We start from the raw sequence: 26,932 nt of genomic DNA, 5'->3' as shown, positions 1-26,932 counted from the left end.
TTTTCAGAAACAGTAATAAAAGCACAGGCTCATTGTCTCCTGTGCTTTTGAATCACTCTGCTTTTTTATTCAAACGCTTTCTTTAGTTGATCCCCCATCAGATGCCAAGCCCCTTCAGCTATGGCTAAATCTCCGGCGTGCGTGAAGCCGTGTGGAACGCCTTTAAATTGTCTGTACGTGACGTCTATCCCAGCTTCTTTTAACTTGCCAGCATATTGCTCAGCTTCATCAGCCAGCGAATCCTTCTCTGCTGTGATGACGAGAGCTGGAGGCATTTGTGCCAAGGATGAACGATCTGCAAAAACCGGAGAAACGAGCGGATTGCGCGGATCTTGGCCTTGCAGATAGAAGGAATTAAAGAGTCTCGCCAATTCAACTGGAATCGCTTCTTCAAACGCTGGCTTTTGTGCTGGATCAGTGGCTAGATCAAGCGGCGGATAATCAAGCACCTGATAAACAATTGGGAGTGTATTTCCTTTTTGAATATTCAATAGACAAGCAGCCGTTGCCAAATTTCCTCCTGCACTATGTCCGCCAACGGCTAATGCATTCCGATCGATTTGAAGCTCGTCAGGATGTTCATACAACCACTTCAGTACATCGTAGCATTCATGAAGAGCGGCTGGGAAAGGGTGCTCAGGTGCAAGCTGATACTCGACATTGACGACGATACATTGCGCCCGGTCTGCAATGACTGGACACCATGGATTATCCATTTCAGCACTGCCCATGATAAATCCGCCACCATGTAAATTCACAAAAACAGGAAGCGGCTGCTTTGATGTGTTCACTGGCTTAAACACCCACACCTTTGTTTCGCCAGCACTTGTTGGAATGTCATATTCCATTTTGTTCACATCAGGAGGATTTACTGGCTTTAGTTCCGATTGACTCGCTAATGAATCTTCAGATGGCTGGCGTAATGAAGCAGCGATTTTGATTTGTTCTTCTAAGTTCATGATCTCAGACTCCTATCTTATTCATTTCTTAGTTACTCATTCGTTTCCTTTTCCTCCTACTGAATCAGCAGCAATTTTCATTTGTTCACTTTTTACCTATCTCCCCTTTTTCTCTCTCTTTGAAACAACCATTGAACAAATAAAAAAGCACTGCGGCGCTATGTCCACAGTGCTTTTCATTTCTCTTATGATACTTGCTGTTCTACCTTCACTCGTTTAATGAAGAAAGCAATAATCAATCCAATGACGGTCATGATCACGGCAAAGATAAATGCATGCTGGACACCATTTGTAAAGGCGAGCAGCTGATTCACCGGATTTGCGGGATCAGATACATTTTCCATAAAGCTGCGAGTTCCTGATGAAAGGATCGAGATACCGATCGCAGTACCAATAGCTCCTGACACTTGCTGCAAAGTATTCATAATCGCTGTACCATGCGGATATAGCTCTGGCGGAAGCTGATTTAATCCATTGGTTTGAGCAGGCATCATGATCATCGCGATTCCGATCATTAAGGTAATATGAAGAGTTACAATAAATCCAATCGACGTATTCACACTTAGATTCGTAAAGCCAAACATCGTCGCTGCGACAATGACAAGACCTGGAATGACAAGCCATTTTGGACCAAACTTATCAAATAGACCACCCATGATTGGAGATAGCAATCCGTTGATAATTCCACCTGGCAATAGCATTAAACCTGCTGTAAAAGTGGAAAGCGCCAAGGACGTTTGTAGATACAATGGCAAAATCATCATAGCAGACAGCATCACCATCATACACACTAAAATCAGAAGTAACCCAATGACAAACATCGGATATTTAAACGGGCTTAAGTTCAGCATTGGTTCTTTCATGTTTAGCTGTCTTAAGGAGAATACAAGAATCCCTATGACACCAACTACAATTGCAACGATGACATGCATACTGCTCCAGCCGCCGCCTTCACCGGCACTGCTAAAGCCATATACTATTCCACCGAAACCAATGGTTGAAAGAACAATCGATAGAATGTCGATTTTCGGTCTTGTTGGTTCTGTAATATTTTGCATAAAGATAAAACCAAAAACAAGTGCAGCCATTAATAAAGGAAGTGAAATCCAGAAAATCCAATGCCAAGTCAACGATTTCAAAATAAGACCAGAGACTGTCGGGCCGACAGCTGGTGCAAACATAATCACAAGACCAATAATCCCCATTGATCGGCCTCGTTTATGAGGCGGGATGATGACCAAAATCGTATTAAACATCAATGGCAGAAGCAATGCTGTACCGACTGCCTGCACGACACGTGCTACCATTAAAATACTAAAGACCGGGGCAACCGCCGCAATAAATGTTCCGATGATCGAAAAGACGAGCGACGTAATGAAAAGCTGTCTTGTTGTAAACCATTGAAGAATGAGTCCTGAAATCGGTACGAGAATACCAAGTGTTAATAAATATCCTGTTGTCAGCCACTGAGCAGTCGTCGCTTCAATTCCAAAGTCTAACGTTAAACTTCTCAGCGCCATGTTTAATGCCGTTTCACTGAACAGGCCAATAAATCCAGCCGTGATAAAAGAAATAATAATGGGCAGCGTTCGAATTTCAGAAGCTGCTGCTTTCTGTTTGTTCATATTAAGTTGGCTCCTTTTCTTTTTCAATTTAGATGAACCTTAGGAAGTCAGGGTGGTCAGAAATGAGCCACTTTCATGTCTATTGAAAGACGGATAAAATCTGTTTTTCTGCAGCAAATTGAGCAATTTTTTCGATTGAATAGCCAGATTCATGTATATAAAACATGAGCTCAGGCGTCATTGGAGAGGACATACATAACGTTGTCAGTTCTATATCCTGTATGTTTGCTTCTCCCTTTCCTCTCGCTTCCTCAAGCAAATCACGAATGATTTGTCTAAGTGATTGACTGTAATGACTCTCATATACTTTACTTGTCTGCTCTAAATTCCCAGAGATTGTGAGCATCCGAATCCAGTCTAGATGGTGACCGACGATCAGATGAATTTCTTCGAGAACATAGCGCAAACGTTCACGAACCGGCTGATCACTTATTTTGCTCAAGTAAAGATGCAAAGCTGGGATCAGCTGTTCAAATCTCTCCCCAAGGATAGAAAGGCACAAATCACTTTTATTGGCGTAGCGGCGGTATAAAGTGCCCTGCCCAACACCAGCTGTTTTCGCAATTTTATGCATGCTGACATTTTCTACACCAAATTCTTGAAACAAGGAGAATGCGATCTCTTCAATTTCCTCCCCAATATCTTTTTCCACCATGCTCACCTTCTTTACCTTCATCCACATGACACTTCTCTCTATGTGTTAAATCAAAACACTTTAGGTTTTTCTTAGGACAATTATCCCGATATTATCTTACGGACAACTGTCCGCAATGTCAATCATTATTTTTTACTTATGATCCTTCTTTCAATTCTATTAAATAATGCACACTGTTTATCATTATTTAGACCGATTTTCCCTTTTGAAAGAATCATGTATGATCAATAAAGAAAGCGCTTCCATAAAAGGAGAGGAGAATGCGAATATGTACCGTATGAAACGAATGTTGATGCTGCTTGTCACTGGATTAGTCTTGAGTTTGTCCACATTTACAGCGGGTGCCTCGGCACAAACGGGTGGATCGTTTTATGAACCTTTTAATAACTATAATACGGGGTTATGGCAAAAAGCCGATGGATACTCGAATGGAAACATGTTTAACTGTACGTGGCGTGCAAATAACGTGTCGATGACATCATCAGGTGAAATGCGTTTATCGCTTACAAGTCCCGCCTATAACAAGTTTGACTGCGGAGAAAACCGCTCCGTTCAAACGTACGGCTATGGGCTATATGAAGTCAACATGAAGCCAGCCAAAAATGTGGGGATCGTCTCTTCTTTCTTCACTTATACGGGACCGACTGATGGCACGCCTTGGGATGAGATTGACATTGAATTTCTAGGAAAAGACACGACAAAGGTACAGTTTAACTACTATACCAATGGTGTAGGAAATCATGAAAAGATCGTCAACCTTGGTTTCGATGCAGCGAACTCTTATCACACGTATGCATTTGACTGGCAGCCAAACTCTATCAAATGGTATGTCGATGGACAATTAAAGCATACCGCCACCACTCAAATTCCTCAAACACCAGGGAAAATTATGATGAACCTGTGGAATGGTGCAGGTGTCGATGAATGGCTCGGCTCCTACAACGGGGTTACCCCGCTCCACGCACATTATAACTGGGTGCGTTACACAAAAAGATAACTCTATCAAAAAAACCTGTGACAAGTCACAGGTTTTTCTTCGTTTAATTAGAATGAGTTTTCAGCTGATGAGCGAGTTTTTTCTCATGATTGTGGATAATATCTTCATAACTTTCTATTTTGAAATCCAACCGTTTAATGGTCTCTTCGATTTCCTTTTGTTTTTGGACGAGTCTTTCTCGTTCATTGACCAAAATGTTTTTTCGCGAAGATAACGTATGATCATCATCCTCAAAAAATAAGGCTGTATATTCTCTAAGCGCATCAATCGAGAGCCCTGCATTTCTCATGCACTTGATAAATTCAATCCATTGAAGATCATCCTCTGTATAATCACGAATCCCATGATCGTCACGTTTGATTTCCCTAATCAAACCAATATTTTCGTAATATCTAAGTGTCGCAGTGGATAAATCGAGCTGTTTTGCTGCTTGTGCTATTTTCATTGTACTCTCCTTCTTTCTCTTACCTTCCGATCTCCCTTTCCTCATCATCTCCATTTTGAAAAAGAAAGCAAGATGCTTTTGGCTCAATTCTTTTATTAAAAGCCTGAAGAGGGTTTTCTATTGACTTAGAGTTCACTTTAAGACGTACAGTATAGAAGAAAGAATCGTATCTTATTTTTGAAAGGATGATCAAGAATGTGTCAGACGCACCAATCAAACGTTTTAAGTGTATCACATGCAAAAGCGAATTTTGAACGGACGACCATTGAACGAAGAGCGCTTCGTCCACATGATATTTTAATTGATATTCAATTTAGCGGGATCTGTCATTCAGATATCCACAGCGCTTTTGATGAATGGGGCGGCGGCATTTTCCCGATGGTTCCAGGTCATGAGATTACTGGGGTCGTTGCAGCTGTAGGGGATGATGTGACGAAGTTTCAGATCGGAGACCGTGTAGGCGTTGGCTGCTTTGTGGATTCCTGCGGCACCTGTGAATATTGTCAAAATGGAGACGAGCAGTATTGCACAAAAGGGGTCGTCCAAACGTATAACAGCCGTGACTATGACGGGGAGCCGACTTATGGCGGCTACAGTCAAAAAATTGTCGTGACTGAACGATTTGTCGTCAGCATTCCTGATCAACTGCCTCTTGATGCCGCAAGTCCTCTTCTCTGTGCTGGCATTACCACTTATTCACCATTAAAGCACTGGAAGGCAGGTCCTGACAAAAAGGTCGCTATCGTCGGAATGGGCGGACTCGGTCATGTCGCCATTCAATTCGCGAGCGCTCTAGGTGCTGAAGTGACGGTATTGAGCCGCTCTTTGAATAAAAAAGAAGAGGCCCTGTCATTTGGCGCAAAAGATTATTTTGCTACAAGTGATCCTGATACGTTTCAGACACTAGCCGGTCAGTACGACCTTATTCTCAATACGGTCTCTGCCAACATTAATGTGGATGCCTATTTGTCCTTACTCCGTGTAGATGGAACCTTGGTGAACGTCGGTGCACCGCCTAAGCCGGATCAATTCCACGTCTTTTCATTAATTTCCGGCCGCCGCAGCATTGCTGGTTCACTCGTTGGCGGCATCCAAGAAACACAAGAAATGCTCGATTTCGCAGCTGCTCACAACATCGCACCACAAATTGAAGTCATCAACGCTAATCAAGTTGATGAAGCGTATGAACGAGTGCTGAAAAGTGATGTGCGTTACCGGTTTGTGATTGATATTTCGACGTTGTGATCGGATTCTATTTTGAAAGACTGGCTCAATGGCTGGTCTTTTTTTAACCATGATTTCCTCATAAACAGCTGTTTACGTTTGAATGACTGGATACGGATATAAAGGCTGGCGTCCGAGCTGTAATTGTGGATATCCTGTTTTTCTTATAGCGCGGAGGATATGTTCAAATTAAAAAAATTACCACAAAATAACCCCACTTTTTCAGAACCAAATTTATTGACAACAAATAAATAAACATGTTATTATTAAAAATTTGATTATTTAACCTCCAAGTGTGGTACCCTTAAAGTAGATACAATATATGGAGGTGGATGATATGTTTCAAATTGGTGATAACATTGTTTATCCAATGCACGGAGCAGGTATAATTGAAGCAATAGAAGAAAAAGAATTTTCTGATGAAAAACAGCAGTATTATGTGATTAAAATGTCAATCAGTCATATGAAAGTCATGATTCCAACACGAAAAATGTCAGGTTCACGTATAAGACCTGTTACAGATATACTGGCTTTAAAGAATGTGATGCACATTTTCCAGCATGGCAAATCAGATCAATTACTGACGTGGAAAGAACGGCATACAATTAATACAAACAAAATAAAAACGGGGAACATCCAAGATGGTGCTGAAGTTGTGCGTGATCTTATGCGTATGAAGAAAGAGAAAGCACTAAATGCTAGTGAAAAGAAAATGCTGGATGATGCCCATGAATTTTTGCTAAGTGAATTAGAAGTCATCAAAGGGATTACAGAAAAACAAATAAAAAGTTTCTGTTAAGAATCTCTTCCTCACCATTTTTGAATACACGTTCTCTAAGAACATGTCCACCCTTCATTTTATTTAAAAAAAGAATTTATTTAGGCAAATTCCGCATATTGTAAATCCAATATGCTATACTGTTGATAAACCTTTGAAGCATGAATTTTTTTACGATTACCTTGTAACATCTCCCTACTTGTACGCTGAGTAGGGTTTTTTATTGAAAAAATGCGTGAAAGCATAAAAAAACAGGCTCTCTACAGAGAACCTGTTTTAAAAGAATGAAGATTAAGCAGTTTTTTGAACGTTAGCAGCTTGAGCTCCACGAGAACCTTGCTCTACGTCAAATGTTACTTTTTGACCTTCGTCTAAAGATTTGAACCCGTCACCTTGGATAGCTGAGAAATGTACGAATACATCGTCGCCTTCTTCACGTTCGATAAATCCAAAACCTTTTTCTGCGTTAAACCATTTTACTGTACCTTGTTCCATGTTTGTTGCCTCCTCGTGCGTATACCACACAATGTATTATACTATCCTTGCCCAAAGTATCCTCAAGACGAAAAGTCTTTCTTCATGCTATCCTTTACGCCGAACAAAAATAATTATTCTTATTGTAGCATGAATCGGAAATAATTGCAATTTAGGATTTAAAAGCACATGATTTTTGTTCTTCTCTCCCTTTAAAGATCGCTTTTTTCTCAAATATAGAATAGGTGGTTCAATCATGAAAAGCAATGTGATTGACATCATCTCTAATGACCACATCTAATACACAATTTAAAAAATCAATATCAAGAAATGTATGACACTTATTATGAAAGGATAGATTAAACTAAGCACTTGATGCGAGTGATTCTGATGACACTTCACTCCAAATGCATAGCATCAAACAATCATGAATAACTCTTAAAAGCCAAAGTCTAACCTCAAAGAGTTATTCATCTTAGCTTTTTGATCTATTCACTTTATAATTAACGGTCAAAATTCTTTACACTTCATTTCCCTTTTAAAAACGAACAATCACTTTCCCTTTCGGCCGTCCATTTGCAACTAGTTTTAACGCTTCATTAACTCTCTCTAAGGTGAATATTGTTGGGTGAATTGCTGGAACAATGTTGTTTTCTTCAATGATTTTTGCCAACTCTTTCAGTTGTGCACCGTCAGAACGAACGAAAATAAAACGGTATTCCACGTTTTGTTTCTTAGCTTTGCGGTCATACTTTGCACCAGCAAGGGCAAATAATATTTGTTTCCATCGTGGGAAATTTCGATCTTTCCCGAATTGTTTATTAGGACCTGTACGAAGTGAGAGCAACCTTCCACCCGGTTTGATTATACTCAATTCACGGTCAAATTCTTTAGGTCCCAACGTATCAATCACGTAATCCACATTCGACAACAATTCAACATAGTCTTCAGTTCGATAATCCAAATATTGAGATGAACCCATTTCCAAAGTGCGTTCGCGTGCCTCTGAATTGCCGCTAACAATGACGTGCAAGCCCATTGCTTTCGCGATTGGTACAGCCATTTGCCCAAAGCTGCCTGATCCGCCTGGAATGAAAACAGTTTCTCCGGATTGTGCCTCAAGCTCTTCATGTAAACCTTGATACGCTGTGAGTCCAGCAAGTGGTGCAGCAGCAGCTTCCACATAGGTTAAATTTTTTGGCATGAGGGCAATAGAAGCAGCGTCAATTGCGGCATATTCTGCAAAGGCGCCAATCTTTTCTATAGGGAGACGTGTATAAATAGCATCTCCTACGTGAAATTCTGTGACAGCTTTCCCGACTTTTTCGATCACTCCTGCCAATTCATTACCAAGCGTTAATGGGAATTCATAATCTTGAATCAGTTTCACGCTGCCTGTAATAATTAACATTTCGAGTGGATTGACTGCCGCAGCTTTGACCTTTACCAAGACTTCGTTTTCATCGATTTCTGGAATTGGAATGTCATTGACTTTGGCATGAATATTTTTTGAATACTTGGTGATCTGAGCTGCTTTCATGAGTGTTTTCATTTTTTCATTAGCATCCTTCCTTGAGATTATTACAGCCGGTGTTCCCGCACTCAATCGGTGGAACAGATATTAGAGTTCATCAGCCCATAGCGTCCGAATGCAGTATACCTCTGCCAGTGTAGCGCAATTCATGCGTCAAGAATTTTTCAATTGTATGCTATTTTTAAGCATTACTGTACGATTATGTTACCATACTAGTATTGGATAGATCGGCTTTCTCAAATTGAATTCATAGTTTTCATCTACAACCCCCACCACTTCATCTTTGTCATAAACCTCCATCATAAAACCTGCCATTTGCTTAGCTGTGTGGTACATAGGGAGATTTGCTTTGTAATCAAACTCTTTCATATCATTTGCATGTTTTGCGAATTCTGTTTCCGTCATTGCTGGTGCTAAAACTTTTGCCTTCATTTTCGCACCTTTCAGTTCAAGTTCTTTTGCAAGCCCTTCGGTGAAGGCACTAACATAATATTTAGAAGCAGAATAAGCAACACTGCCAACAGCAATTACATATCCAAGTGCTGAGGATACGTTAATTAATTGAGTTCCCTCTACATCAGCATAATCTCTTACAAATAGTGTAGAAAGGATTGTCAAGGATTCTATATTAACGCGTAACATGGTTTCTACTTTATCTAAATTCTGATCTATGACAGAAGAGGTTTCACCAAGACCAGCATTATTAATCCAAGTCTCAATTTGATACTCCTTTAAACTGTTATACAGTGTATATGCCTGATCTGTGACAGATAAGTCACTTGTACGAATAATAACATCTAATTCAGGATTTAGATTCTGAATGGTTGATTTAAGTTCTTCTAATTTATCTAATCTTCTAGCTACAATAATTAAGTTTTTGCCACGAGCAGCAAATGCTAATGCTGTCTCATATCCTATACCTGAACTTGCTCCTGTAATAACTGTGTACTTCATATTATTCTCTCCTTAAAAATATTTCAGATTGGGTTGACAAAGTCAAACCGATAATGGTTTCTAATTCTTTTTTATCATTTGTTGTTTTTACTAATACTCGTATTCCTATAAGTGAATTATGAATAAATTGAGAAAGCCCTTTGATATCATAGTGTTTAGAAATTTCTCCTTGTTCTTGACCATGTTTCAGTAGATCAAATAAGAAGGTTTCTGTCTTTATAAAAGTCTCTGTAACTTTTTTAGTAAACGATTTATTCCATTACAAGATCTTGGCTAGATGGCAGATCATAATCAACTGCCGCTCCACTCCTGGTCACCCTCAATTAGGTCAATGCCCTGTTCTTTGCTGTGTGGATCTGACCATACGGGTCACCACTTTGCGTGGCATCAATCGCGGAAGGAGTGCCATGAATCGGTTGCGAGCACCTGGTATTATGACCGTCTTGCCGCGTAAGAAGCCTCGGTACCCTTCCTCAGCCACCTGCCTGGCCTCCATGATAGGACCACTCTGGAACAACTTCGATTCACCAATACCCGAACGATCAACGAAGCCGGTTGACGTAAGTCCTGGACATAGTGCAGTCACAGTCACCCCTGTACCGCTCAGTTCGTTCTCCAAAGCCTCAGTGAACGACAGCACGTACGCCTTCGTTGCGTAGTAAACCGACATCATAGGTCCTGGGAAGAAAGCCACCAACGAAGCCACATTCATCACGCCTCCTTGGCCCCGTTTGACCATATCCGGTAAGAACAGTTTCGTCATAACAGTCAGAGCCTTGATATTGACGTCAATCATATTCGTCTCTTGTTCTAACTGCGTCTCCAAGAACGTCCCGTACAAACCGAAGCCGGCATTATTGACAAGATAGTCGACGACGATCCCCTTCTCCTTGAGCTCCGCAAAAATCTCTTCCGGCACGCCGGGTGACGCCACATCCTTGGCGATGACCGTCGCTTGACTGCCATATCTTTTCCGATATTCCTTCGCGAGCTCCAAAAGCTTACCCTCGCTACGCGCCACCAGCACCAAATTATATCCTCCCTTGGCGAAACGATCCGCCAACTCTTTGCCAATCCCACCCGATACCCCGGTGATAAGAACAGTTTTTTTCATTTTACAGCACACCTCTATTTTTAGTTTAGACCTTTAAAACGTTTTACAGCGTTTCTTACTGCGAGTTGTTACTATGGATGTAGGTTATCCATAATTCGAATTTTTGTATCAAGAGGATTTATACTTGCCGCATATATCTCAACCTAAGACCTCGTCATTATTTATTTTGGGCTTAGGGAAGTCTAAAAAATTTGGTTTTTCACCGTATTTTCAATCGCTAAAGCTTTCTTTACAATCCTCCACATTTTTATTTAACGCACATGTATCTTTTCATAACGAACCGAAGAAAAAAGAATATGAATATCCCTAGATGGGATATTCATATTAATTAAATTATTTTAAGAAAGGATAATCTGTATAACCTTCTTTTCCCCCTACATAGAACGTGTTTATATCAGGTTCGTTTAGGGGAGCACCTGATTGAATCCGTTCTGCAAAGTCTGGATTTGCTAGTACCCAAGTGCCTACTGTGACAACATCTGCAAGATTATTATCTACATCAGACGAAAGCTGATCTAGAGGACGACCTGGACGGTTAACAAGAAGAGCTTGATCCCAAAGTTGACGCACATCTTTTAGGAATTGCTCGTTTCCAAAGTGCATTAAATGCAGATATGCAAGGTTAAGCTTATTTAATTCACTTATTAAATAGCGATACATCTCAAGGCTATTTTCCCCCTCATCAATGCCTTGCAGCGTTCCTTGAGGAGAAAAACGGATACCTGTTCTTTCCGCTCCTATTTCCTCAACAACTGCTTTAGCTACTTCAATAGCGAATCGAGAACGCCCCTCAATCGTACCACCGTATGCATCTTGACGATGATTGGAGTTTTCACTAAGGAATTGTTGGATCAGATAACCATTCGCTCCATGAATTTCAACTCCGTCTGCACCAGCTTCAATTGCTGAACGTGCTGCTAAACGAAACTCATTGATAACATCTTTTATCTCAAGCTCACTCAGTTCTCTTGGTGTTGGAACTTCTTTCATTCCTTCTGCCGTGAAAATTTCTACACCAGGAGCAATAGCTGACGGTGCAACTGCTTGGCGGTGGTGAGGTGTGTTATCAGGGTGTGATATACGTCCCACATGCATAAGTTGAATAAAAATATGACCGCCTTCACTATGAACTTTAGAAGTTAATTTTTTCCATCCTTTAATATGATTTTCTGTATAAATACCAGGTGTATTCGTGTAACCTTGCCCATCATCTGAAGGTTGGGTTCCTTCGCTTATAATTAAACCGACTGAAGCACGCTGACCATAGTACTCTGCTGCTAAATCGCTCGGCGTACCATCTGGTAAAGCTCTATTTCTAGTCATCGGAGCCATAGCTATACGATTTTTTAATTCAACGTTTCCGATACGAACTTTTTCAAATAATCTGCTCATATGAATACTCTCCTTTTTAATAAGAATTAGAATCAAGAAATAAATTTACGTGTTCTGCAAATAGTTCTGGAAATTGAAACAAATGCCCGTGACCAGAATCAGGATATATAATCAACTGTGCTTTAGGTAATTTCTCTGTTAAGATATAGCTATTTTTAGTCGGTACCATCACATCATTAACACCATTAGTGACAAGTACAGGGTGTTTGATGTTTTGCAACCATTCATAATCATGATTAGATTTTTGTTTAGCCCATTTTGCGATGGCTTGTAATTGAGCCTCTTTTACTTGCTCCGAACTATTTACTTTTTTCTGATTAAAAATTCTTTGTAGTGAAGCCATTCCTGCTGATTTACTTGTTTCGGTTTGTTCGTAGAAAAAGTACATAAAATCATTTATTCCATCTTCTTCTGTTCCGCCGTGACGATTCATTCTTTCAAGAATCTCTGGATTTGGATTAATACCAGATTCAGGTGAAGTACCTGCCATAATAATTTTTCTTACTAAATCTCCTTCTTGTAAAGCTAACTCTTGTGCAACCATGCCACCAATGGAAAAACCAAGAATGTCAACTTGTTCTAATCCAAGTGCTTTTATAAATGTTGCTGTATCTTTTGCCATATCAGCAATTGTAGTAGGTGTTAGTCCATCCGTCTCACCAACCCCTTTATTATCAAATAAGATTACAGGGCGTTTATTCGCAACAGGTTCAAGCATGGCTGGATCCCAGTTTTCCATCGTTCCTCTAAAGTGAACAAGAAATACTACTGGTATACCATCTTGTGTACCAAATTTCCTATATGCATAACGAGTTCCATCCGCTTCAATAAATTCTGATTCTGATGGTATTTTAAAGTTTGTCATTTTTGTGTTCCTCCTTAGAAATTAAAAAACAATTTTATAAGTATGCATTATGATGGTTTGTTTTCATGCTAATTTTAGAATGATCGTTCTAAATAGGATAAAAAAAGAAAGCTAGTCCAACACTGAAAGTGCTAGAGAAATGATGCCTTCTAATTCTTTTTTACTGTAATCAGTTTTTATTAGTACTCTTATACCTACCAAATTGTTGTGTAAGAAACGAGATATGTTATCAGAATCGATTTCTTTTGATATCTCTCCACTAGTTTGGCCCCGTTTTATAAGGTTATTAAACATATCTTCAGTACGGTTAAACATTTTTGTAACGATGCGTCCAATTTCTTTGTCCAACAAAGATAATTCAATGGCTGCATTTACTGATAGACATCCTTTTGGGTATTGTTTAATGGAATTCAGTACGAAAATAAAAACATCACGTATCGTCTGTTTAATGGATGAAGTGCTGCTGATTATGCTTTCCATCTCATTGACGATGAGTTCTTCATAGTTATTAAGGGAAGCCAAAAACAATGATCGCTTGTCGCCAAATGTGTCATATATACTCCTACGGTGTATGCCCATATGGTCCACCAAATCTTGCATGGATGTTTTTTCATAGCCTTGTTCCCAGAATAACTCCATTGCTTTTCTTAATACTTCTTTTTCGTCAAACTCTTTACTTCTAGCCATTTTAATTCTCCTTAAAAAAATCAATGAACCAATACTAACAAAAACAAATGTCATAATCCATTATAGAATGAACGTTCTAAAATGGACACATGAATTCCAAACCACGATTACATAATATCCTTTTTAGAACGATAAGTAAAGAATTATTGAAAACTAATAATAACCAAAATATATCTCACATCTTTTCCAACGGGATCAAAATTAAAATGTTATTACCAATACTTAATATCAATGCAAGGAAAAATTTTGGACTGGCAACCGTATTTTTAACTGGTTGTTGTTGGAGCAAGTGCTTATGACAAGAAAAAGTTATTTTAATCAATGATACAGTAATACCATTTGGTGAGAAAGTCTTCTCTCATGACCTTATGTTCCACATAAAAAAATAATACCAAAGGTGGTTAAACCCTTGGTATTATTGAGATGCGGCCGAGAGGACTTGAACCTCCACGGGTTATTCACCCACTAGGCCCTCAACCTAGCGCGTCTGCCATTCCGCCACGACCGCGTGTATGATGTGCTCATATATTCATAAGTGCACTGTTTGGAAAAACAATGCGGGTGAAGGGACTTGAACCCCCACGTCATAAAGACACTAGATCCTAAGTCTAGCGCGTCTGCCAATTCCGCCACACCCGCGTGACAATGGTGAGCCATGAAGGACTCGAACCTTCGACCCTCTGATTAAAAGTCAGATGCTCTACCAACTGAGCTAATGGCTCATCTGCTATGCAGAAAAACATATATAAAAAATGGCTGGGCTAGCTGGATTCGAACCAACGCATGACGGAGTCAAAGTCCGTTGCCTTACCGCTTGGCTATAGCCCAACGAATCAAAAAACAAAACATGACCCGTACGGGATTCGAACCCGTGTTACCGCCGTGAAAGGGCGGTGTCTTAACCGCTTGACCAACGGGCCATACAAAAATGGCGGAGAAGGAGGGATTTGAACCCTCGCGCCGCTTACGCGACCTACACCCTTAGCAGGGGCGCCTCTTCAGCCACTTGAGTACTTCTCCATTATGGCTCCGCAGGTAGGACTCGAACCTACGACCGATCGGTTAACAGCCGATAGCTCTACCACTGAGCTACTGCGGAATAATAAGACATGTTTCATTATATCTATGCCAGAAAAATGTGTCAAGAATTTTTAAGTGTTTCATTCCTGTCTCATTAGCGACGGCTTTTATAATTTAACATATACTAATATAACAGTCAAGCCTTTCTTCCTTCCTTTTTGTTTTCTGTTTAGACATGACAGAAAGACCCCGACCTCTAACTGAAAGACCAAGGTCTCCTTGCTGCTGCGCTCCCTATGAGTTCATGACAGCTTATACTTCCGCATCCACTTGTAAAAGGTGCTTCTTGGCACACCTGCTGACCTCGCTGCTTCTGTCACATGACCTTTCGTTTTGTGCAGTGCTTCTATCACTGTTTGCTTTTGAATGCGTTCCCTAAACGTGAGTTCTTTTGAATTCTCGGTACATTCTACTGGAGGCAGCTTCTGCTTTTTCTGATCCATCGTCTCTAATACCTCCGCATATTGCGATTCACCAATCCATCCTCCTTTAGGAAACAGTACCCTTATATGTTCAAACAGATTAAAAAGCTCTCGTATGTTTCCAGGCCAATGGTACGCTTCCAGCTTACGAAAAAATGATTCAGGAAATGTCGCATTCCATTGGTGTTTCTTTTGGTAATAGCGATAGAAATCAACAATGTCTTCTTTTCTTTCTCTAAGCGGCGGGATGTTGATTGGGTAGACATGAAGTCGGTAATACAAATCTTCTCGTATTTCACCTTCCTTCAGCAGTTCGTTCATATTTCGGTGTGTCGCTGTAATGATTCTAATATCCAAAGGGATTTCGTGTGTCCCGCCGAGCGGTACGACTTTCCTTTCTTCAATGACCCTAAGAAGCGCCACTTGCATCGCATAAGGAATTTCGCCAATTTCGTCTAAAAAGAGCGTTCCTTTCTGCGCCTGTTCAAATTTCCCCTTTGCTCCATGACGTTTTGCCCCTGTAAAAGCTCCTTCAGCATAACCAAATAGTTCGCTTTCTAACAGGCTTTCAGGTATGGCTCCACAATTCACGGCAATAAACGGTCCTTTATGTCTTTCACTAGCTAAGTGAATCGCTCGAGCGGCCAGTTCTTTCCCTGTACCAGTTTCTCCCCAAATATATACATTTACATCTGTTTGTGCCGCTCGTTTCAATTCGCTGAGCGTCTGCTGAAATACTGTACTTGTTCCAGATTCCCCGGGAAATTGAGCAAAAGAAACAGTTATATTGCTCTTCTCTGCTTCTTCAAGAGAAAAAGACATCCCAAGCAGCTTTCCGTCTTGTTCGGACTGAATGATGTGCTTGTCCCGTGTAACAAATGTATCGTCCATGAGCAGCTCAACATCCATTCCGTACCAGTCTGAAAACCGGTCTCTAATCGGCTTACTTGCCAAAACAATCTGCTTTTTCTCATTACAGACAACATATGGTTCGTCTGCTTCTACCTGCTGGAGACAATGACTGATCAGCTCCATCTCTTTCCTTTTTTGCTGGACCTGAATTTCTCTCTCTATGGCATATGCAACTGTTGAAGCCATTCCAAGCATAAAAGGATGATTTTGATCCGCCATACAGGAGATATCAATGACTCCTATGATCGTGCCGTCTGCATCACGAATAGGGGCCGCTGAACAACTCCAATGGTGGGAAGCGACTGAAAAATGCTCAGTTCCGTTGATCGCTACGGCTTCCCCAATGACCAGTGCCGTTCCAATAGCGTTCGTTCCCACATCGGCTTCGGTCCAGCGCGCGCCCTCCATAAAATTTATTTTTTTCGCTTCTACCAGCGTCCTTTGACTTCCTGTCAGACTTAGCACATAACCATCTGCATCGATAAGTAATGCCATCATGTCCGATTCTTTTAATTGACGACTGATTTTATTTAAGTAAGGAAGAGCTGCATTTAGGAATAGTGAGTACTTCTTTTTTTGAACACTGAATAACTCCTTTTCTAACAACGACTGTCCTTTATCTAAATACGGGTTCACATTTGCCTGTTTACATCTGTGCCATGACTCCATCACTCTCTTATCCAGACGAGACCTATCAAGCAAACCTTCATGAACAAAACGTTTCCAAGTATTTAAATAACAAGGCGTCGGATTCATTCCATCCTCTCCTCTGGGGGCTTTTTATCCATTATAGATAATTATAAAAGCGCTTTCAATTATTGGCTGACCCAGGAAGTCATTCGGATAGAAAGTTTCTCTATCAGCAGTGCACCGCTCGCCCATTTGTTTGCAGCAAGGCTTCGTGTATCGCCTCAGAGAGTGTCGGATGTGCCGCAATAAACTGCTCTAATGTATCAGCTGTCAACTCTGTATGCATCATCACCGCCGCTTGTCCAATCAGTTCTGTTGCATTCGGCCCGATAATGGATACACCTAAAATTTCTTGATATTGCGGTTCGACAATGACCTTTACTTGACCAGCTGGCTGATTTAAAATTAATGCTTTTCCATTTGCAGAAAATGCGAATTTCCCTATTCGAATCTCCCCATATTGTTTTCTAGCATACTCTTCATTTAAACCAACACTAGCGATTTCTGGAGACGTGTAGATGCACCTTGGAATCACTTGTTCATTGACCTTTACATCTTCACCTGATGCATGTGATGCCGCAATCGTTCCTTCATGAAAAGCAGCATGAGCAAGCTGAACGCCGCCTATCACATCACCGCACGCATAGATATGCGGGAGATTGGTTTGCATATGCTCATTCACGCAGATGCCGTTCCTGTCAAATTCAATGCCGATCTGCTCAAGATTCAGCTCTCCCAGCCTCGGCTTTCTGCCAATGGCGACTAAACAATGATCAGACTGGATGTCACAGCGCTCCCCATGATCCTTCTCAATGACCACTTTTTTTGAAATTGCATCAAGCTGTTTGACTGCGGTTGATGTCAATATCTCCACACCTGCTTTTTGAAGCTGATCGTGAAGACATTTAGCCGTATCGTGATCTTCTTCAGGTAAAATGTGTGCTGCCTGTTCCACCATGACAACCTTTGATCCCATTCGGCTAAAGATGCTTGCAAACTCACAGCCGATCACCCCTCCACCAATGATACAAAGCGAATCTGGTATTGAAGGGAGCGTCATCGCATCCTTACTATCAATGATCCACTCTCTGTCAAATGGGGCGAAAGGTAAAGCAGCAGGTTCTGATCCTGAAGCAATAATGATTTGTTTTGCCTGAATGATGTCAGATTTCCCTTCACTTTCTATCAATAGCTCATGTGCTGAAAGAAATGATGCCTTCCCATTTAACACGCTGATTTTGTTTTTATTCATCAAATAACGAACGCCATCAGTCAGCTGCTTGACGACTGACCTCTTCCGCTTTTGAACGGCATCCCAATGAATGACAGGCTCCTTCCCTGGAAGCTCAATTCCAAAGTGTCCAGCTGATTTCACATGCTCGTACATATCGGCGCTTTGCAAAAGTGCTTTCGTTGGAATACAGCCTTCATTCAGGCAGGTACCTCCTAACAGGCCTTGGTCGATTAGTACAATCTCTCTGTCAAAACGGGCGGCTGTTATTGCCGCCACATATCCTGCTGGCCCGCCTCCTATAATGACAAGCGTCATTCATTTCACCTTCTTCCTATAAAAGAATGGATACTGGATTTTCTAAATATGATTTAACAGTTGATAAAAATTGTGATGCCGGCGCTCCGTCCAGCACGCGATGGTCAAAGGTCAGACTGAGTGGCAGGATCGTCCCTTTACATAATTTATTCCCATGATAAACAGGCATGTGATCCGCTTTGCCAACACCAAGAATACCTGCTTCCGGCGGATTCAAAATCGGTGTGAAATGTTCCACACCATAGGCGCCTAGATTAGTGATGGTAAAGGTAGAACCTTCAATTTCATCGTGGAGAAGTCTGCCTTCACGTGCTTTTTTGCCATACGATTTGATACTCTTCGCCAGCTCAATAAGTGAAAGTTTTTCCGCATGCCGAATAACAGGCACTGCCAGCCCGTGATCTAAAGCAGCAGCGATTCCAAGATGAACATACTCAAAAGTTTCGACTCTATCATTCTGATATTGACTGTTCATTGCAGGATGCTCTAGCAGGGAAAGAACCACTGCTTTGGCTACAAAATCGGTCATGGTTAATTTCATATCGTGTCGTGCTGCGGCTGTTTCGTTCAACTCAGACTGTAATGCTGTCAGCTTTGTCACATCCGCTTTCATCGTTATTGTTAATTGTGCACTTGTTTGCAGGCTCTCCATCATTCGCGAGGCAATGGTTTTCCGCATCATGCTGACTGGCTGATGCTTTGTTGGTTCATTGTGTTGTTTTTCTTTTTCATCAGGAAGTGCTCGAAGCACATCCGCTTTCGTGATTCTCCCATCTGGACCTGTTCCCACTAGTGTATGAATATCCAGATTAGCGCTTTGAGCAATCTTACGTGCCACAGGGGAGATTTTCTTTCTCTCTTTCTTTTGTTTTGGCGGCAGGTCTTTTTCTTTCTTTTCCTCGACCTGTTCATTTCCTTCACCGATATAGCAGATGACCGTGCCAGGCGGTACACCTTCTCCCTCAGGCACTTTTATATCCAATATGGTTCCTTCTGCAGGTGATTCGATCTCCATTTCAATTTTTTCAGAGTTGATGCTTGCAATGCTTTCACCTTTATTTACAGTCTCTCCGATCTCTTTATTCCAGACAGATACCGTTCCTTCTTTCATTGACATGCCCAATTTCGGCATCACAACCTCGACAGCCATCTCCCTCTCTCCTTTCTTTAGTTCAAGATCTTTTCATGACTCTTTCCAACCATCTCTAATACGGTGTTCACAACCTTATCAGGTGTCGGCAAATAGATATCTTCAAGCGGTGGTGAAAACGGAACCGGTGTATGAGGAGCCGTCACTTTTTTGATTGGAGCGTCAAGTAAATCGAATCCTTTATCCGCAACCAGAGAAGAAATATCTGCGGCAATTCCGCACCTCGGATTTGCTTCATCTACAATGACAAGCCGATTTGTTTTTTCTACTGAAGTTAGAATGGCCTCTTCATCGAGCGGTGACAAGCTTCTTGGATCAATCACCTCTGCTTCAATTCCTTGGGCAGCTAATTGCTCGGCCGCTTCGAGTGCTGTATGAACTTGTTTACCTACTGCAAAAATGGTCACATCTGAGCCTTCTCTTTTCACATCTGCTTTGCCAAGCGGCAGCGTGTAGTATCGCTCTGGAACATCTCCTGTGATATTGTAAAGCGTTTTGTCTTCAAAAAAGATGACAGGGTCCTGATCCTCGATGGCTGCCAGCAGCAATCCTTTGGCATCGTATGGTGAAGAAGGCACCACTACTTTCAATCCAGGGATGCTTGTAAATAGCGCATACAAGCTTTGCGAATGCTGAGCAGCTGCTCTAAAACCCGCCCCATGTGTCGTTCTGATCGTGATCGGTACCTCTGCTTTTCCGCCAAACATGTATCGGAATTTTGCTCCTTGATTCAGCACTTGATCCAGACAGGTGCCGATAAAATCATTAAACATGAGTTCTGCAATTGGTCTTAGCCCTGTGGAAGCTGCTGCCATGGCCGCACCTACATAGCCAGCTTCACTAATCGGTGTGTCAAGAACTCGCTCACGCCCAAACTCCTGAACGATTCCTTTCGTTACACCAAGCACACCGCCCCATGCTTCATCGTCCTGTAAGTGATCGACATGAGCGCCTCCAGCAACATCTTCCCCCATTAAAATGACATCCTCGTCTCTTCTCATGGCAAGTTTAATCGCTTCATTTAATGCACTAGACATGCTGATTTCTCTTGTCATTTTCCTCTCCCCCTTTGATTTATTGATACGAAACATACACGTCGGTCAATAATTCGGTCTGATCTGGATATTCACTTTCTTCACTGAATTGAACGGCTTCATCTATGGCTTCTGTTACAGCCGCTTCAATATTTGATATCTCTCCATTCGTCAGCAGCTGCTGCTTGATCAATTCATTTTTAAAAAGAGCGATCGCATCTCTCTCTTCTTGATGTTCTGTTTTTTCTTGATTTGTTTTGTAACGCTGGGCGTCTCCTTCGAAATGGCCATAATTCCGATATGTCATGCATTCAATTAATGTCGGACCTTCTCCATTTTTTGCTCGTTCAATTGCTTGTTCTGCGGCTTGATAAACGGCCATCACATCTTTTCCGTCTACTTGAATCCCAGGAATGTTATAACCGGCCGCTCGATCGACGATTGATTTGCAGCTTGAAGCATAGGAAAATGGTGTCGCTTCTCCGTACCCATTGTTTTCTGCGATGAAAATAACGGGCAGTTTCCAGATGGCCGCGAGATTGATTCCTTCGTGGAAAGTCCCTTGATTGTTTGCACCATCCCCAAAAAAGCAAACGCTTACATTTTCTGTCTTTTTATATTTAGCTGTGAGGGCTGCCCCGCACGCAAGAGGAAAGCCCCCTCCAACAATTCCGTTGGCACCAAGCATTCCTTTATCAAAATCTGCAATGTGCATGGATCCGCCTTTGCCTTTACAGAGACCTGTTGCTTTCCCATAGATTTCTGCCATCATTCCTTTTAGATCACAGCCCTTCGCTATACAGTGGCCGTGGCCCCGGTGTGTACTTGTAATACTGTCTTTTTCATTCAGATGAGCACAGACTCCTACGGCAACAGCTTCTTCGCCAGCATAAAGATGGACAAACCCCGGCAAAATTCCTTTTGTAAAAAGGGTGTGCACCCGGTCTTCAAATTGGCGGATTTCCTGCATTTTTTGATACATCCATACGGCTTTTTCTTTAGTCAATGCCATTTCCATTTGATAAAACCTCCTATCTTTTTTGCTTGCACTTCTATACAAGCAAAAATCGTGCCAACATGACGACGCATGAACACTTAGGTTTTGAACGAATCATACCGATAAAAAAAGAGACAAAATGAGACATGCGTCTCTTTTTGTCTCAATATGTCCACACATCTTTTGGAACAAAAAAAGCATCCCCATAGAGGAATGCTTGTCACAATGAATTGGTTGTGCGCAGCCACTTTAATTTCCCTTTGCAGACGCCGCATACATAACGAGAGGTATCAAACCGTCTTTTCCTTATAAAAGACCGGCCGCATCCTGTGCAAATATATTCATGTCGTTTCTCCGCACGGCGCTTATTTTGTATGGTTTTTAGCGGTGTACAAAAACGCGGGGCTCCTACTTGTTTTAATAACGCTTTAAAATCACGGTCGCGATGCTGATAGCCCTTTCCCTCAAGGTGCAGATGATAATGACACAGCTCATGCTTGATGATCCCGATTAATTCTTCTCGTCCATGCTCCTCTAGGTATCGGCGGTTCAGTTCGATGTTGTGTGTACCAAGTAAATATCGCCCGCCTGTCGTTTTTAGACGGTCATTAAAAATAGCCTGATGGCGGAATGCCTTGCCAAAGAACTGCTGGGAAATGTGCTCTGTTAACTGCTGTAACTCTCTCTCGTTCAATCAAGATCGTTCCTTTCTATAAAAACCTCGAACGGGACAATTTCCCCTATGCATACATTGAAGGTACATCCACTGTTTCGATCAAAGGAGGAATGGGCGATGCCCAACTGGCTGAAAAATCAGATGCAGAAGGCATTTTATGAGAAAAATCATTATCAAATCAAATTGCTAAATCAATGCTGGTACTTCTATAGAAAAAAACATTCAGTCACATCAAGGCACACCCCATCCTAAGGTGCGCCTCGTTTTTTTGTTACTCTGGTTTCAGCATGGAGAGGGCAACGCGGCCTTTTGCTTGGTCAACCGAGTCCACCCATACGGTCACAATGTCACCAACTGATACAACGTCAAGCGGATGCTTCACAAAACGATTGCTTAGTTTGGAAATATGCACAAGCCCATCCTGCTTTACGCCAATATCAACGAATGCGCCGAAGTCTACGACGTTTCTCACCGTTCCTTGCAGCTCCATTCCTTGCTTCAAGTCTTCCAATTTCAACACATCTGTTTTGAGCAGCGGTTTTGGCACTTCATCCCGCGGATCACGCTCAGGTCTTGTCAGCTGATCAATGATATCTTGAAGTGTAATTGTCCCAATGTCCAGCTGCTGGGCTGCTTCGTCCAGTTTCACTTCAGCCATTTTCTCTTTTAACTGATCTGTGCCAAGATCGTCTGGCGTCATGTTGATCATGCGTAAAAACTGTTTTGTTTCTTTATAGCTCTCAGGGTGAATACCTGTACGATCAAGTGGATCTTGTCCATCTGTAATGCGAAGGAAACCGATACACTGCTCATATGTCTTAGCACCGAGCCTTGGGATATCCTTCAATTCTTTTCTGCTTGTGAATCTCCCAATCTCTTCGCGGCGCTTGATGATATTCCCTGCGACGGCTTTTGAAAGGCCTGATACATATTGCAGCAGCGCCTGTGAGGCGGTATTGACGTTTACACCAACTTGGTTGACGACTGTTTCTACCACAAAGGTTAACGAGCTGTTTAATTGCTTCTGGCTGACATCATGCTGGTATTGGCCCACACCGACAGACTTCGGATCAATTTTCACGAGCTCTGCTAAAGGATCTTGTAATCTTCTAGCGATTGAGATGGCGCTTCGTTCTTCGACTTGCAAATCTGGAAACTCTTCTCGCGCAAGTGCAGATGCGGAGTATACACTTGCTCCTGCTTCATTCACGATCAAATAGGACACCGGCTGATCCAGCTCTTGAATCAAGTCTGCAATGAATTGTTCTGTCTCTCTTGAGGCTGTTCCGTTTCCAATCGCAATGACTTCAATGTTTGATGATTGAATGATCTCTTTCACTTTTTGTTTCGCTTCCGCTTTTTTCTGCACAGGCGGATGCGGGTAAATGACGCCAATATGATGGACTTTGCCTGTATCATCCACGACGGCTAATTTGCAGCCTGTCCGAAATGCGGGGTCGACTCCAAGTACACGTTTCCCTTTCATCGGCGGCTGAAGCAGCAGTTTTCTTAAGTTTTCAGCAAAAATATGAATCGCTTGTTCCTCTGCTTTTTCTGTCAGCTCTTTTCGTATTTCTCGCTCGATGGAAGGCTGAATGAGGCGTTTATACGCATCATCGATTGCCGCTTCAATAAACGGTCTCGCCGTCGTCTGTTTGCCTTTTAGAACTTGTTTGTCGAGATAGAAGCGAATATTTTCAGCAGGTGGTTCGATGGCTGCCTTTAAAATGCCCTCTTTCTCCCCGCGGTTGACCGCTAGTATACGGTGCGGGACAATCTTTTTGATTGGCTCTTGATAATCGTAATACATTTCATAGACGTTTTTCTCATCGCTTTCGACGTCTTTTCCTGATGTGACCAGACTACCCTTTTGGTACGTTTCACTGCGAATCCATTTTCGCATATCAGGATCATCTGCAAGCTGTTCAGCAATGATGTGCTGCGCACCCTCAAGTGCCTCTTCTACATTTGCCACTTCTTTTTCTTCGTTAATAAAAGCAGCTGCTTTCTTCTCGATCTGATCGCTTGGCAGCGTGAGTAAATATTCTGCCAGCGGCTCCAGCCCTTTTGCTTTGGCTACATTCGCCTTTGTTTTGCGCTTTTGTTTGAATGGCCGGTATAAATCTTCGACCTCTTGCAGTTTATGCGCTTGTTCAATTTTCTGTTTTAATTCATCAGTCAGTTTGTCTTGTTCAGCAATTAAACGAATGACTTCTTCTTTTCGGTTCATGACATTTTGGATATATGTATAGCGCTCTGAAATGGTTTGAATTTGCACCTCATCCAGTGAGCCTGTCTGCTCTTTCCGATAACGGGCAATAAACGGGACGGTGTTGCCATCCTCTAAAAGCTTGATCACACTTTCAATTTGTTTTGTTGAAAGCTTTAATTCTGTCGCAATTTGTTTCAATAAAAAGTCAGATGTCTTCATACTTTGCATCCTCTCACTGTGTCTTCTCTTTTAGTGTATCAAAAAAACCGGCAAAACAGAAAAAAGGTCAGCTATTTTACGTGAGCTGACCAAGTACATAGGTGAGATCGTCCTTTTTGTCTTGTGTGTATGTTTCAAGCTGTTTGGCGATGTCTTCAACTGAATGTCCATGCTTTAAACACATGCGCATGTTTGGCACATTCAGTCCGTCTGAATACATAATGAATATCGATCCTTTTTCGTAGGAATAGGTGTATGTTTTATATTTTCTAGGTTTCCCTGATAAGTATCCTGATGTCGGAAGTGGATAAATATAGTCGCCAGAAGGTGCATTCAAGATAAACCGAATATTACCAACCGAACAATAGGTAAATTGCTGCTGGGAAAAATTCACCTTTAATATGGCCACAGTGGCCCCGCGTTTATTTTTCATAGCCTGATTGCATCTGTCGATGAGGGCCGCCACATCCTCATGTCCATATTCTTCGACAATTTCGCTGACTAAAGAAGATGATTCATTGGCGTACTGGCCGCTGCCCAATCCGTCTGCTACAGCACAAATTAGTTCTTCATCATCTGCTTTAATAAAAAAACTGTCCCCGCAGCATGCTTTTCCTTCTTTATTCGATTGATAAATAATGGCGTTTACATGCTCATGCTGTTCAATCTGCTTCATTACCCTAGCTCCATAGACGCATCTTCTGATAATGCATCTCGCAGTTTTTTCACTGCCTTTCGCTGCAGTCTCGATACATGCATTTGGGATATACCAAGCAAATCGCCTGTCTCTTTCTGACTCTTATTTTGCAAGTAAGTCAGATTGATAATCTCTTTTTCTCTATCCGACAGCACATGAAGCACACTCTCAAGCATCATTTTTTGATTCACACGTTCGTAGCCCTCTTCCTGTGAGCCGACAACGTCTAAAATCGTCACAGTACTTCCTTCAGAATCAGCCTCTACGCCTTGGTCAACAGACAGCGCTTGATAGCTTTTGCCCATCTCCATGGTTTCAAGTACTTCTTCTTCTGTTACATCTAAGTATTCTGCAATTTCTTGGACTTTAGGTGATTTCTGTGTCTCTGTTGTCAAATGATCAACTGCCATTTTGATTCTTGGTCCAAGCTCTTTAATCCGCCTTGGTACATGGACACTCCATGTCTTATCTCGTAAAAAGCGTTTGATTTCCCCGATGATGGTTGGAATAGCAAAGGCTTCAAATGATTTACCGACGAGCGGGTCGTATCGTTTAATAGCGCCAAGTAAACCTATCATTCCAACTTGTCTAAGGTCCTCATGAAAGCTTTTTCCTTTAGAATATTTTTTCGCCAGCATATCAACCAAGTTTGTATAGCATTCGACCAGCGTGAGCTGCGCCTGCTCGTCTTGATTGGTTTGATAGCTTTGGATGAGGCGGTCTACTTCATCTTTAGTTAGTTTCATAGTTTTGGATGGTTGTGTCATGGTCAACTCGCTCCCTGTTTAAAAACTTTGTCATCGCCACGGTAACTCCGGAGTTTGCTTGCACCTCGACTTCATCCATCAATGTTTGCATTAAGTATAAACCAAGACCTCCTTCTGCCAATTGATCCACCGTATGAGCAGATGTGTACGGTCCGAGGTCTTCCTGTTTTTGCTTAAAGTCAAAGCTACCGCCTTTGTCAGCGACAATGATTTCTAGACGATCCTCGTAGACAAGAAAGCGAACAGCCACCTCTCCATCTTCGCCGTCTTCACCTTTGTAGGCATGCTGAACTGCATTTGTACAGGCCTCACTGACGGCAATTTTTAAGTCCTCAATCTCTTCATAGGCATAGCCCATCCGGCTCGCTACGCCTGACAGAGTCAAGCGAATGATGCCTACATATTCTGGTTTTGCCGGTATTTTCATCTCGATTAGATCTACTGATTCGTTCATTGTACCCCACCCTCTGACTTTGCAGAAATGTCAATGATGTCCTTTAATCCAGTGATTTCAAACAACCTTACAAGCCGTTCTGACAAGTTCTCAAGCTTTAATGTGCCACCTGCTTTTTGAGCCGCTTTAAACAGCCCAACGAATACACCTAAACCTGTACTATCCATATACGTAACATCCTTTAGACAGATTTCAAGATGCTCTCCCGCCTCAGCTTTAGGCATGAGCGTTTCTCTTAGCTCAGGAGCGGAGTACACATCAATTTCTCCGCTGACACTGATTTTCGTTTTTTGATCTATTTGATGCTCTTTTACAGACATATTCATTATGCATTCACCTCGAAATTCTTGTTTCCTAAAGTTTTATATAC

Annotated in this window: 26 protein-coding genes and 7 tRNA genes; 4 read left to right on the top strand and 29 right to left on the bottom strand. The window is 41.8% G+C overall.

What is annotated here, in order from left to right; translation table 11 throughout:
• Window positions 1–65: 65 nt before the first annotated feature.
• From MHI23_RS02805 to MHI23_RS02795, 3 genes are all read right to left on the bottom strand, one after another.
• Window positions 66–959, bottom strand: a complete 894-nt coding sequence (locus MHI23_RS02805) for an alpha/beta hydrolase (RefSeq protein WP_342492270.1) — start codon at window positions 957–959, stop codon at window positions 66–68.
• 185 nt (window positions 960–1,144) lie between these two features.
• Window positions 1,145–2,584, bottom strand: coding sequence for a DHA2 family efflux MFS transporter permease subunit (locus tag MHI23_RS02800; RefSeq protein WP_342492269.1), 1,440 nt, complete (start codon window positions 2,582–2,584; stop codon window positions 1,145–1,147).
• Between the two features lie 79 nt (window positions 2,585–2,663).
• A complete protein-coding gene (locus MHI23_RS02795) occupies window positions 2,664–3,236 on the bottom strand; it encodes a TetR/AcrR family transcriptional regulator (protein WP_342492465.1) in 573 nt (190 codons plus the stop codon).
• A 271-nt stretch (window positions 3,237–3,507) separates the two neighbouring features.
• On the opposite strand from MHI23_RS02795, the gene MHI23_RS02790 reads away from it, so the two are divergent.
• On the top strand, window positions 3,508–4,236 hold the full coding sequence (locus MHI23_RS02790) for a glycoside hydrolase family 16 protein (protein WP_025093569.1): 729 nt from the start codon (window positions 3,508–3,510) through the stop codon (window positions 4,234–4,236).
• Window positions 4,237–4,279: 43 nt separating this feature from the next.
• Here MHI23_RS02790 and MHI23_RS02785 read toward each other — a convergent pair whose 3' ends face one another.
• A complete protein-coding gene (locus MHI23_RS02785) occupies window positions 4,280–4,681 on the bottom strand; it encodes a MerR family transcriptional regulator (protein WP_008346757.1) in 402 nt (133 codons plus the stop codon).
• Window positions 4,682–4,876: 195 nt separating this feature from the next.
• On the opposite strand from MHI23_RS02785, the gene MHI23_RS02780 reads away from it, so the two are divergent.
• Entirely contained in the window at window positions 4,877–5,926 is a 1,050-nt protein-coding gene (locus MHI23_RS02780; RefSeq protein ID WP_342492268.1) for an NAD(P)-dependent alcohol dehydrogenase, read from the top strand.
• 316 nt (window positions 5,927–6,242) lie between these two features.
• The gene (locus MHI23_RS02775; protein WP_087976933.1) at window positions 6,243–6,704 is read left to right on the top strand and encodes a CarD family transcriptional regulator; all 462 of its coding nucleotides are present in this window, start codon (window positions 6,243–6,245) and stop codon (window positions 6,702–6,704) included.
• A 270-nt stretch (window positions 6,705–6,974) separates the two neighbouring features.
• Here MHI23_RS02775 and MHI23_RS02770 read toward each other — a convergent pair whose 3' ends face one another.
• The 20 genes from MHI23_RS02770 to MHI23_RS02675 all read right to left on the bottom strand — a co-directional run bounded on the left by MHI23_RS02770 (window position 6,975) and on the right by MHI23_RS02675 (window position 22,231).
• A complete protein-coding gene (locus MHI23_RS02770) occupies window positions 6,975–7,178 on the bottom strand; it encodes a cold-shock protein (RefSeq protein ID WP_003214229.1) in 204 nt (67 codons plus the stop codon).
• A gap of 517 nt (window positions 7,179–7,695) precedes the next feature.
• On the bottom strand, window positions 7,696–8,709 hold the full coding sequence (locus tag MHI23_RS02765) for an NADP-dependent oxidoreductase (protein ID WP_087975223.1): 1,014 nt from the start codon (window positions 8,707–8,709) through the stop codon (window positions 7,696–7,698).
• A gap of 186 nt (window positions 8,710–8,895) precedes the next feature.
• The gene (locus tag MHI23_RS02760) at window positions 8,896–9,645 is read right to left on the bottom strand and encodes an SDR family NAD(P)-dependent oxidoreductase (protein ID WP_087975224.1); all 750 of its coding nucleotides are present in this window, start codon (window positions 9,643–9,645) and stop codon (window positions 8,896–8,898) included.
• Window positions 9,646–9,973: 328 nt separating this feature from the next.
• Complete coding sequence (locus MHI23_RS02755; protein ID WP_342492267.1) at window positions 9,974–10,759, bottom strand: SDR family oxidoreductase; 786 nt, start codon at window positions 10,757–10,759, stop codon at window positions 9,974–9,976.
• A gap of 333 nt (window positions 10,760–11,092) precedes the next feature.
• Window positions 11,093–12,151, bottom strand: coding sequence for an alkene reductase (locus tag MHI23_RS02750; RefSeq protein WP_342492266.1), 1,059 nt, complete (start codon window positions 12,149–12,151; stop codon window positions 11,093–11,095).
• Between the two features lie 16 nt (window positions 12,152–12,167).
• Window positions 12,168–13,016 carry an alpha/beta hydrolase gene (locus MHI23_RS02745; RefSeq protein ID WP_087975227.1) on the bottom strand — a complete coding sequence of 283 codons (849 nt, stop codon included), beginning with the start codon at window positions 13,014–13,016 and terminating at the stop codon, window positions 12,168–12,170.
• A gap of 111 nt (window positions 13,017–13,127) precedes the next feature.
• Complete coding sequence (locus MHI23_RS02740) at window positions 13,128–13,703, bottom strand: TetR/AcrR family transcriptional regulator (RefSeq protein ID WP_342492265.1); 576 nt, start codon at window positions 13,701–13,703, stop codon at window positions 13,128–13,130.
• A gap of 424 nt (window positions 13,704–14,127) precedes the next feature.
• Window positions 14,128–14,211 (bottom strand) — tRNA-Leu (locus tag MHI23_RS02735).
• Window positions 14,212–14,259: 48 nt separating this feature from the next.
• A tRNA-Leu gene (locus tag MHI23_RS02730) sits at window positions 14,260–14,342 on the bottom strand.
• A 7-nt stretch (window positions 14,343–14,349) separates the two neighbouring features.
• A tRNA-Lys gene (locus MHI23_RS02725) sits at window positions 14,350–14,425 on the bottom strand.
• A 31-nt stretch (window positions 14,426–14,456) separates the two neighbouring features.
• A tRNA-Gln gene (locus MHI23_RS02720) sits at window positions 14,457–14,531 on the bottom strand.
• A 20-nt stretch (window positions 14,532–14,551) separates the two neighbouring features.
• Window positions 14,552–14,623: transfer RNA gene (locus MHI23_RS02715), tRNA-Glu, on the bottom strand.
• Between the two features lie 9 nt (window positions 14,624–14,632).
• Window positions 14,633–14,723, bottom strand: a tRNA-Ser gene (locus tag MHI23_RS02710).
• Window positions 14,724–14,727: 4 nt separating this feature from the next.
• Window positions 14,728–14,802 (bottom strand) — tRNA-Asn (locus MHI23_RS02705).
• A gap of 223 nt (window positions 14,803–15,025) precedes the next feature.
• A complete protein-coding gene (locus MHI23_RS02700) occupies window positions 15,026–16,873 on the bottom strand; it encodes a sigma-54-dependent Fis family transcriptional regulator (protein ID WP_342492264.1) in 1,848 nt (615 codons plus the stop codon).
• A 103-nt stretch (window positions 16,874–16,976) separates the two neighbouring features.
• A complete protein-coding gene (gene lpdA / locus MHI23_RS02695) occupies window positions 16,977–18,356 on the bottom strand; it encodes a dihydrolipoyl dehydrogenase (RefSeq protein ID WP_342492263.1) in 1,380 nt (459 codons plus the stop codon).
• Between the two features lie 16 nt (window positions 18,357–18,372).
• Window positions 18,373–19,506 (bottom strand): dihydrolipoamide acetyltransferase family protein, encoded by a 1,134-nt coding sequence (locus MHI23_RS02690; protein ID WP_342492262.1) that lies wholly within the window; start codon window positions 19,504–19,506, stop codon window positions 18,373–18,375.
• A gap of 17 nt (window positions 19,507–19,523) precedes the next feature.
• A complete protein-coding gene (locus MHI23_RS02685) occupies window positions 19,524–20,561 on the bottom strand; it encodes an alpha-ketoacid dehydrogenase subunit beta (protein ID WP_342492261.1) in 1,038 nt (345 codons plus the stop codon).
• Window positions 20,562–20,580: 19 nt separating this feature from the next.
• A complete protein-coding gene (locus tag MHI23_RS02680) occupies window positions 20,581–21,558 on the bottom strand; it encodes a thiamine pyrophosphate-dependent dehydrogenase E1 component subunit alpha (RefSeq protein WP_342492260.1) in 978 nt (325 codons plus the stop codon).
• A gap of 199 nt (window positions 21,559–21,757) precedes the next feature.
• A complete protein-coding gene (locus MHI23_RS02675) occupies window positions 21,758–22,231 on the bottom strand; it encodes a SprT family protein (RefSeq protein WP_342492259.1) in 474 nt (157 codons plus the stop codon).
• 99 nt (window positions 22,232–22,330) lie between these two features.
• Here MHI23_RS02675 and cmpA point away from each other — a divergent pair, with 99 nt between their 5' ends.
• Window positions 22,331–22,465, top strand: a complete 135-nt coding sequence (cmpA, locus tag MHI23_RS02670) for a cortex morphogenetic protein CmpA (RefSeq protein ID WP_008346893.1) — start codon at window positions 22,331–22,333, stop codon at window positions 22,463–22,465.
• Between the two features lie 19 nt (window positions 22,466–22,484).
• Here cmpA and MHI23_RS02665 read toward each other — a convergent pair whose 3' ends face one another.
• From MHI23_RS02665 to MHI23_RS02645, 5 genes are all read right to left on the bottom strand, one after another.
• Window positions 22,485–24,644, bottom strand: a complete 2,160-nt coding sequence (locus MHI23_RS02665) for a Tex family protein (RefSeq protein WP_342492258.1) — start codon at window positions 24,642–24,644, stop codon at window positions 22,485–22,487.
• Window positions 24,645–24,720: 76 nt separating this feature from the next.
• Window positions 24,721–25,320 (bottom strand): PP2C family serine/threonine-protein phosphatase, encoded by a 600-nt coding sequence (locus MHI23_RS02660; RefSeq protein ID WP_024427379.1) that lies wholly within the window; start codon window positions 25,318–25,320, stop codon window positions 24,721–24,723.
• Window positions 25,320–26,108 (bottom strand): RNA polymerase sigma factor SigB, encoded by a 789-nt coding sequence (gene sigB / locus MHI23_RS02655; protein WP_024427378.1) that lies wholly within the window; start codon window positions 26,106–26,108, stop codon window positions 25,320–25,322. Before sigB ends, MHI23_RS02660 begins: the two co-directional genes overlap by 1 nt.
• Window positions 26,074–26,562, bottom strand: coding sequence for an anti-sigma B factor RsbW (rsbW, locus tag MHI23_RS02650; RefSeq protein ID WP_024425393.1), 489 nt, complete (start codon window positions 26,560–26,562; stop codon window positions 26,074–26,076). Before rsbW ends, sigB begins: the two co-directional genes overlap by 35 nt.
• Window positions 26,559–26,888: an anti-sigma factor antagonist gene (locus MHI23_RS02645; protein ID WP_024425392.1), complete on the bottom strand. Its 330-nt coding sequence runs from the start codon at window positions 26,886–26,888 to the stop codon at window positions 26,559–26,561. Before MHI23_RS02645 ends, rsbW begins: the two co-directional genes overlap by 4 nt.
• Window positions 26,889–26,932: the final 44 nt, after the last annotated feature.

This window comes from Bacillus sp. FSL M7-0003 (genome assembly GCF_038628485.1).
Lineage (GTDB): Bacteria > Bacillota > Bacilli > Bacillales > Bacillaceae > Bacillus > Bacillus safensis.
This window is presented reverse-complemented; position numbering and strand designations above follow the sequence as displayed.

Excerpts from the sequence above, each read along its gene's own strand:
- MHI23_RS02805 (WP_342492270.1), bottom strand. The coding sequence starts at position 959 with ATGAACTTAGAAGAACAAATCAAAATCGCTGCTTCATTACGCCAGCCA.
- MHI23_RS02800 (WP_342492269.1), bottom strand. The coding sequence starts at position 2,584 with ATGAACAAACAGAAAGCAGCAGCTTCTGAAATTCGAACGCTGCCCATT.
- MHI23_RS02790 (WP_025093569.1), top strand. The coding sequence starts at position 3,508 with ATGTACCGTATGAAACGAATGTTGATGCTGCTTGTCACTGGATTAGTC.
- MHI23_RS02785 (WP_008346757.1), bottom strand. The coding sequence starts at position 4,681 with ATGAAAATAGCACAAGCAGCAAAACAGCTCGATTTATCCACTGCGACA.
- MHI23_RS02780 (WP_342492268.1), top strand. The coding sequence starts at position 4,877 with ATGTGTCAGACGCACCAATCAAACGTTTTAAGTGTATCACATGCAAAA.
- MHI23_RS02775 (WP_087976933.1), top strand. The coding sequence starts at position 6,243 with ATGTTTCAAATTGGTGATAACATTGTTTATCCAATGCACGGAGCAGGT.
- MHI23_RS02770 (WP_003214229.1), bottom strand. The coding sequence starts at position 7,178 with ATGGAACAAGGTACAGTAAAATGGTTTAACGCAGAAAAAGGTTTTGGA.
- MHI23_RS02765 (WP_087975223.1), bottom strand. The coding sequence starts at position 8,709 with ATGAAAACACTCATGAAAGCAGCTCAGATCACCAAGTATTCAAAAAAT.
- MHI23_RS02760 (WP_087975224.1), bottom strand. The coding sequence starts at position 9,645 with ATGAAGTACACAGTTATTACAGGAGCAAGTTCAGGTATAGGATATGAG.
- MHI23_RS02755 (WP_342492267.1), bottom strand. The coding sequence starts at position 10,759 with ATGAAAAAAACTGTTCTTATCACCGGGGTATCGGGTGGGATTGGCAAA.
- MHI23_RS02750 (WP_342492266.1), bottom strand. The coding sequence starts at position 12,151 with ATGAGCAGATTATTTGAAAAAGTTCGTATCGGAAACGTTGAATTAAAA.
- MHI23_RS02745 (WP_087975227.1), bottom strand. The coding sequence starts at position 13,016 with ATGACAAACTTTAAAATACCATCAGAATCAGAATTTATTGAAGCGGAT.
- MHI23_RS02740 (WP_342492265.1), bottom strand. The coding sequence starts at position 13,703 with ATGGCTAGAAGTAAAGAGTTTGACGAAAAAGAAGTATTAAGAAAAGCA.
- MHI23_RS02700 (WP_342492264.1), bottom strand. The coding sequence starts at position 16,873 with ATGAATCCGACGCCTTGTTATTTAAATACTTGGAAACGTTTTGTTCAT.
- lpdA (WP_342492263.1), bottom strand. The coding sequence starts at position 18,356 with ATGACGCTTGTCATTATAGGAGGCGGGCCAGCAGGATATGTGGCGGCA.
- MHI23_RS02690 (WP_342492262.1), bottom strand. The coding sequence starts at position 19,506 with ATGGCTGTCGAGGTTGTGATGCCGAAATTGGGCATGTCAATGAAAGAA.
- MHI23_RS02685 (WP_342492261.1), bottom strand. The coding sequence starts at position 20,561 with ATGACAAGAGAAATCAGCATGTCTAGTGCATTAAATGAAGCGATTAAA.
- MHI23_RS02680 (WP_342492260.1), bottom strand. The coding sequence starts at position 21,558 with ATGGAAATGGCATTGACTAAAGAAAAAGCCGTATGGATGTATCAAAAA.
- cmpA (WP_008346893.1), top strand. The coding sequence starts at position 22,331 with ATGCCCAACTGGCTGAAAAATCAGATGCAGAAGGCATTTTATGAGAAA.
- MHI23_RS02665 (WP_342492258.1), bottom strand. The coding sequence starts at position 24,644 with ATGAAGACATCTGACTTTTTATTGAAACAAATTGCGACAGAATTAAAG.
- MHI23_RS02660 (WP_024427379.1), bottom strand. The coding sequence starts at position 25,320 with ATGAAGCAGATTGAACAGCATGAGCATGTAAACGCCATTATTTATCAA.
- sigB (WP_024427378.1), bottom strand. The coding sequence starts at position 26,108 with ATGACACAACCATCCAAAACTATGAAACTAACTAAAGATGAAGTAGAC.
- rsbW (WP_024425393.1), bottom strand. The coding sequence starts at position 26,562 with ATGAACGAATCAGTAGATCTAATCGAGATGAAAATACCGGCAAAACCA.
- MHI23_RS02645 (WP_024425392.1), bottom strand. The coding sequence starts at position 26,888 with ATGAATATGTCTGTAAAAGAGCATCAAATAGATCAAAAAACGAAAATC.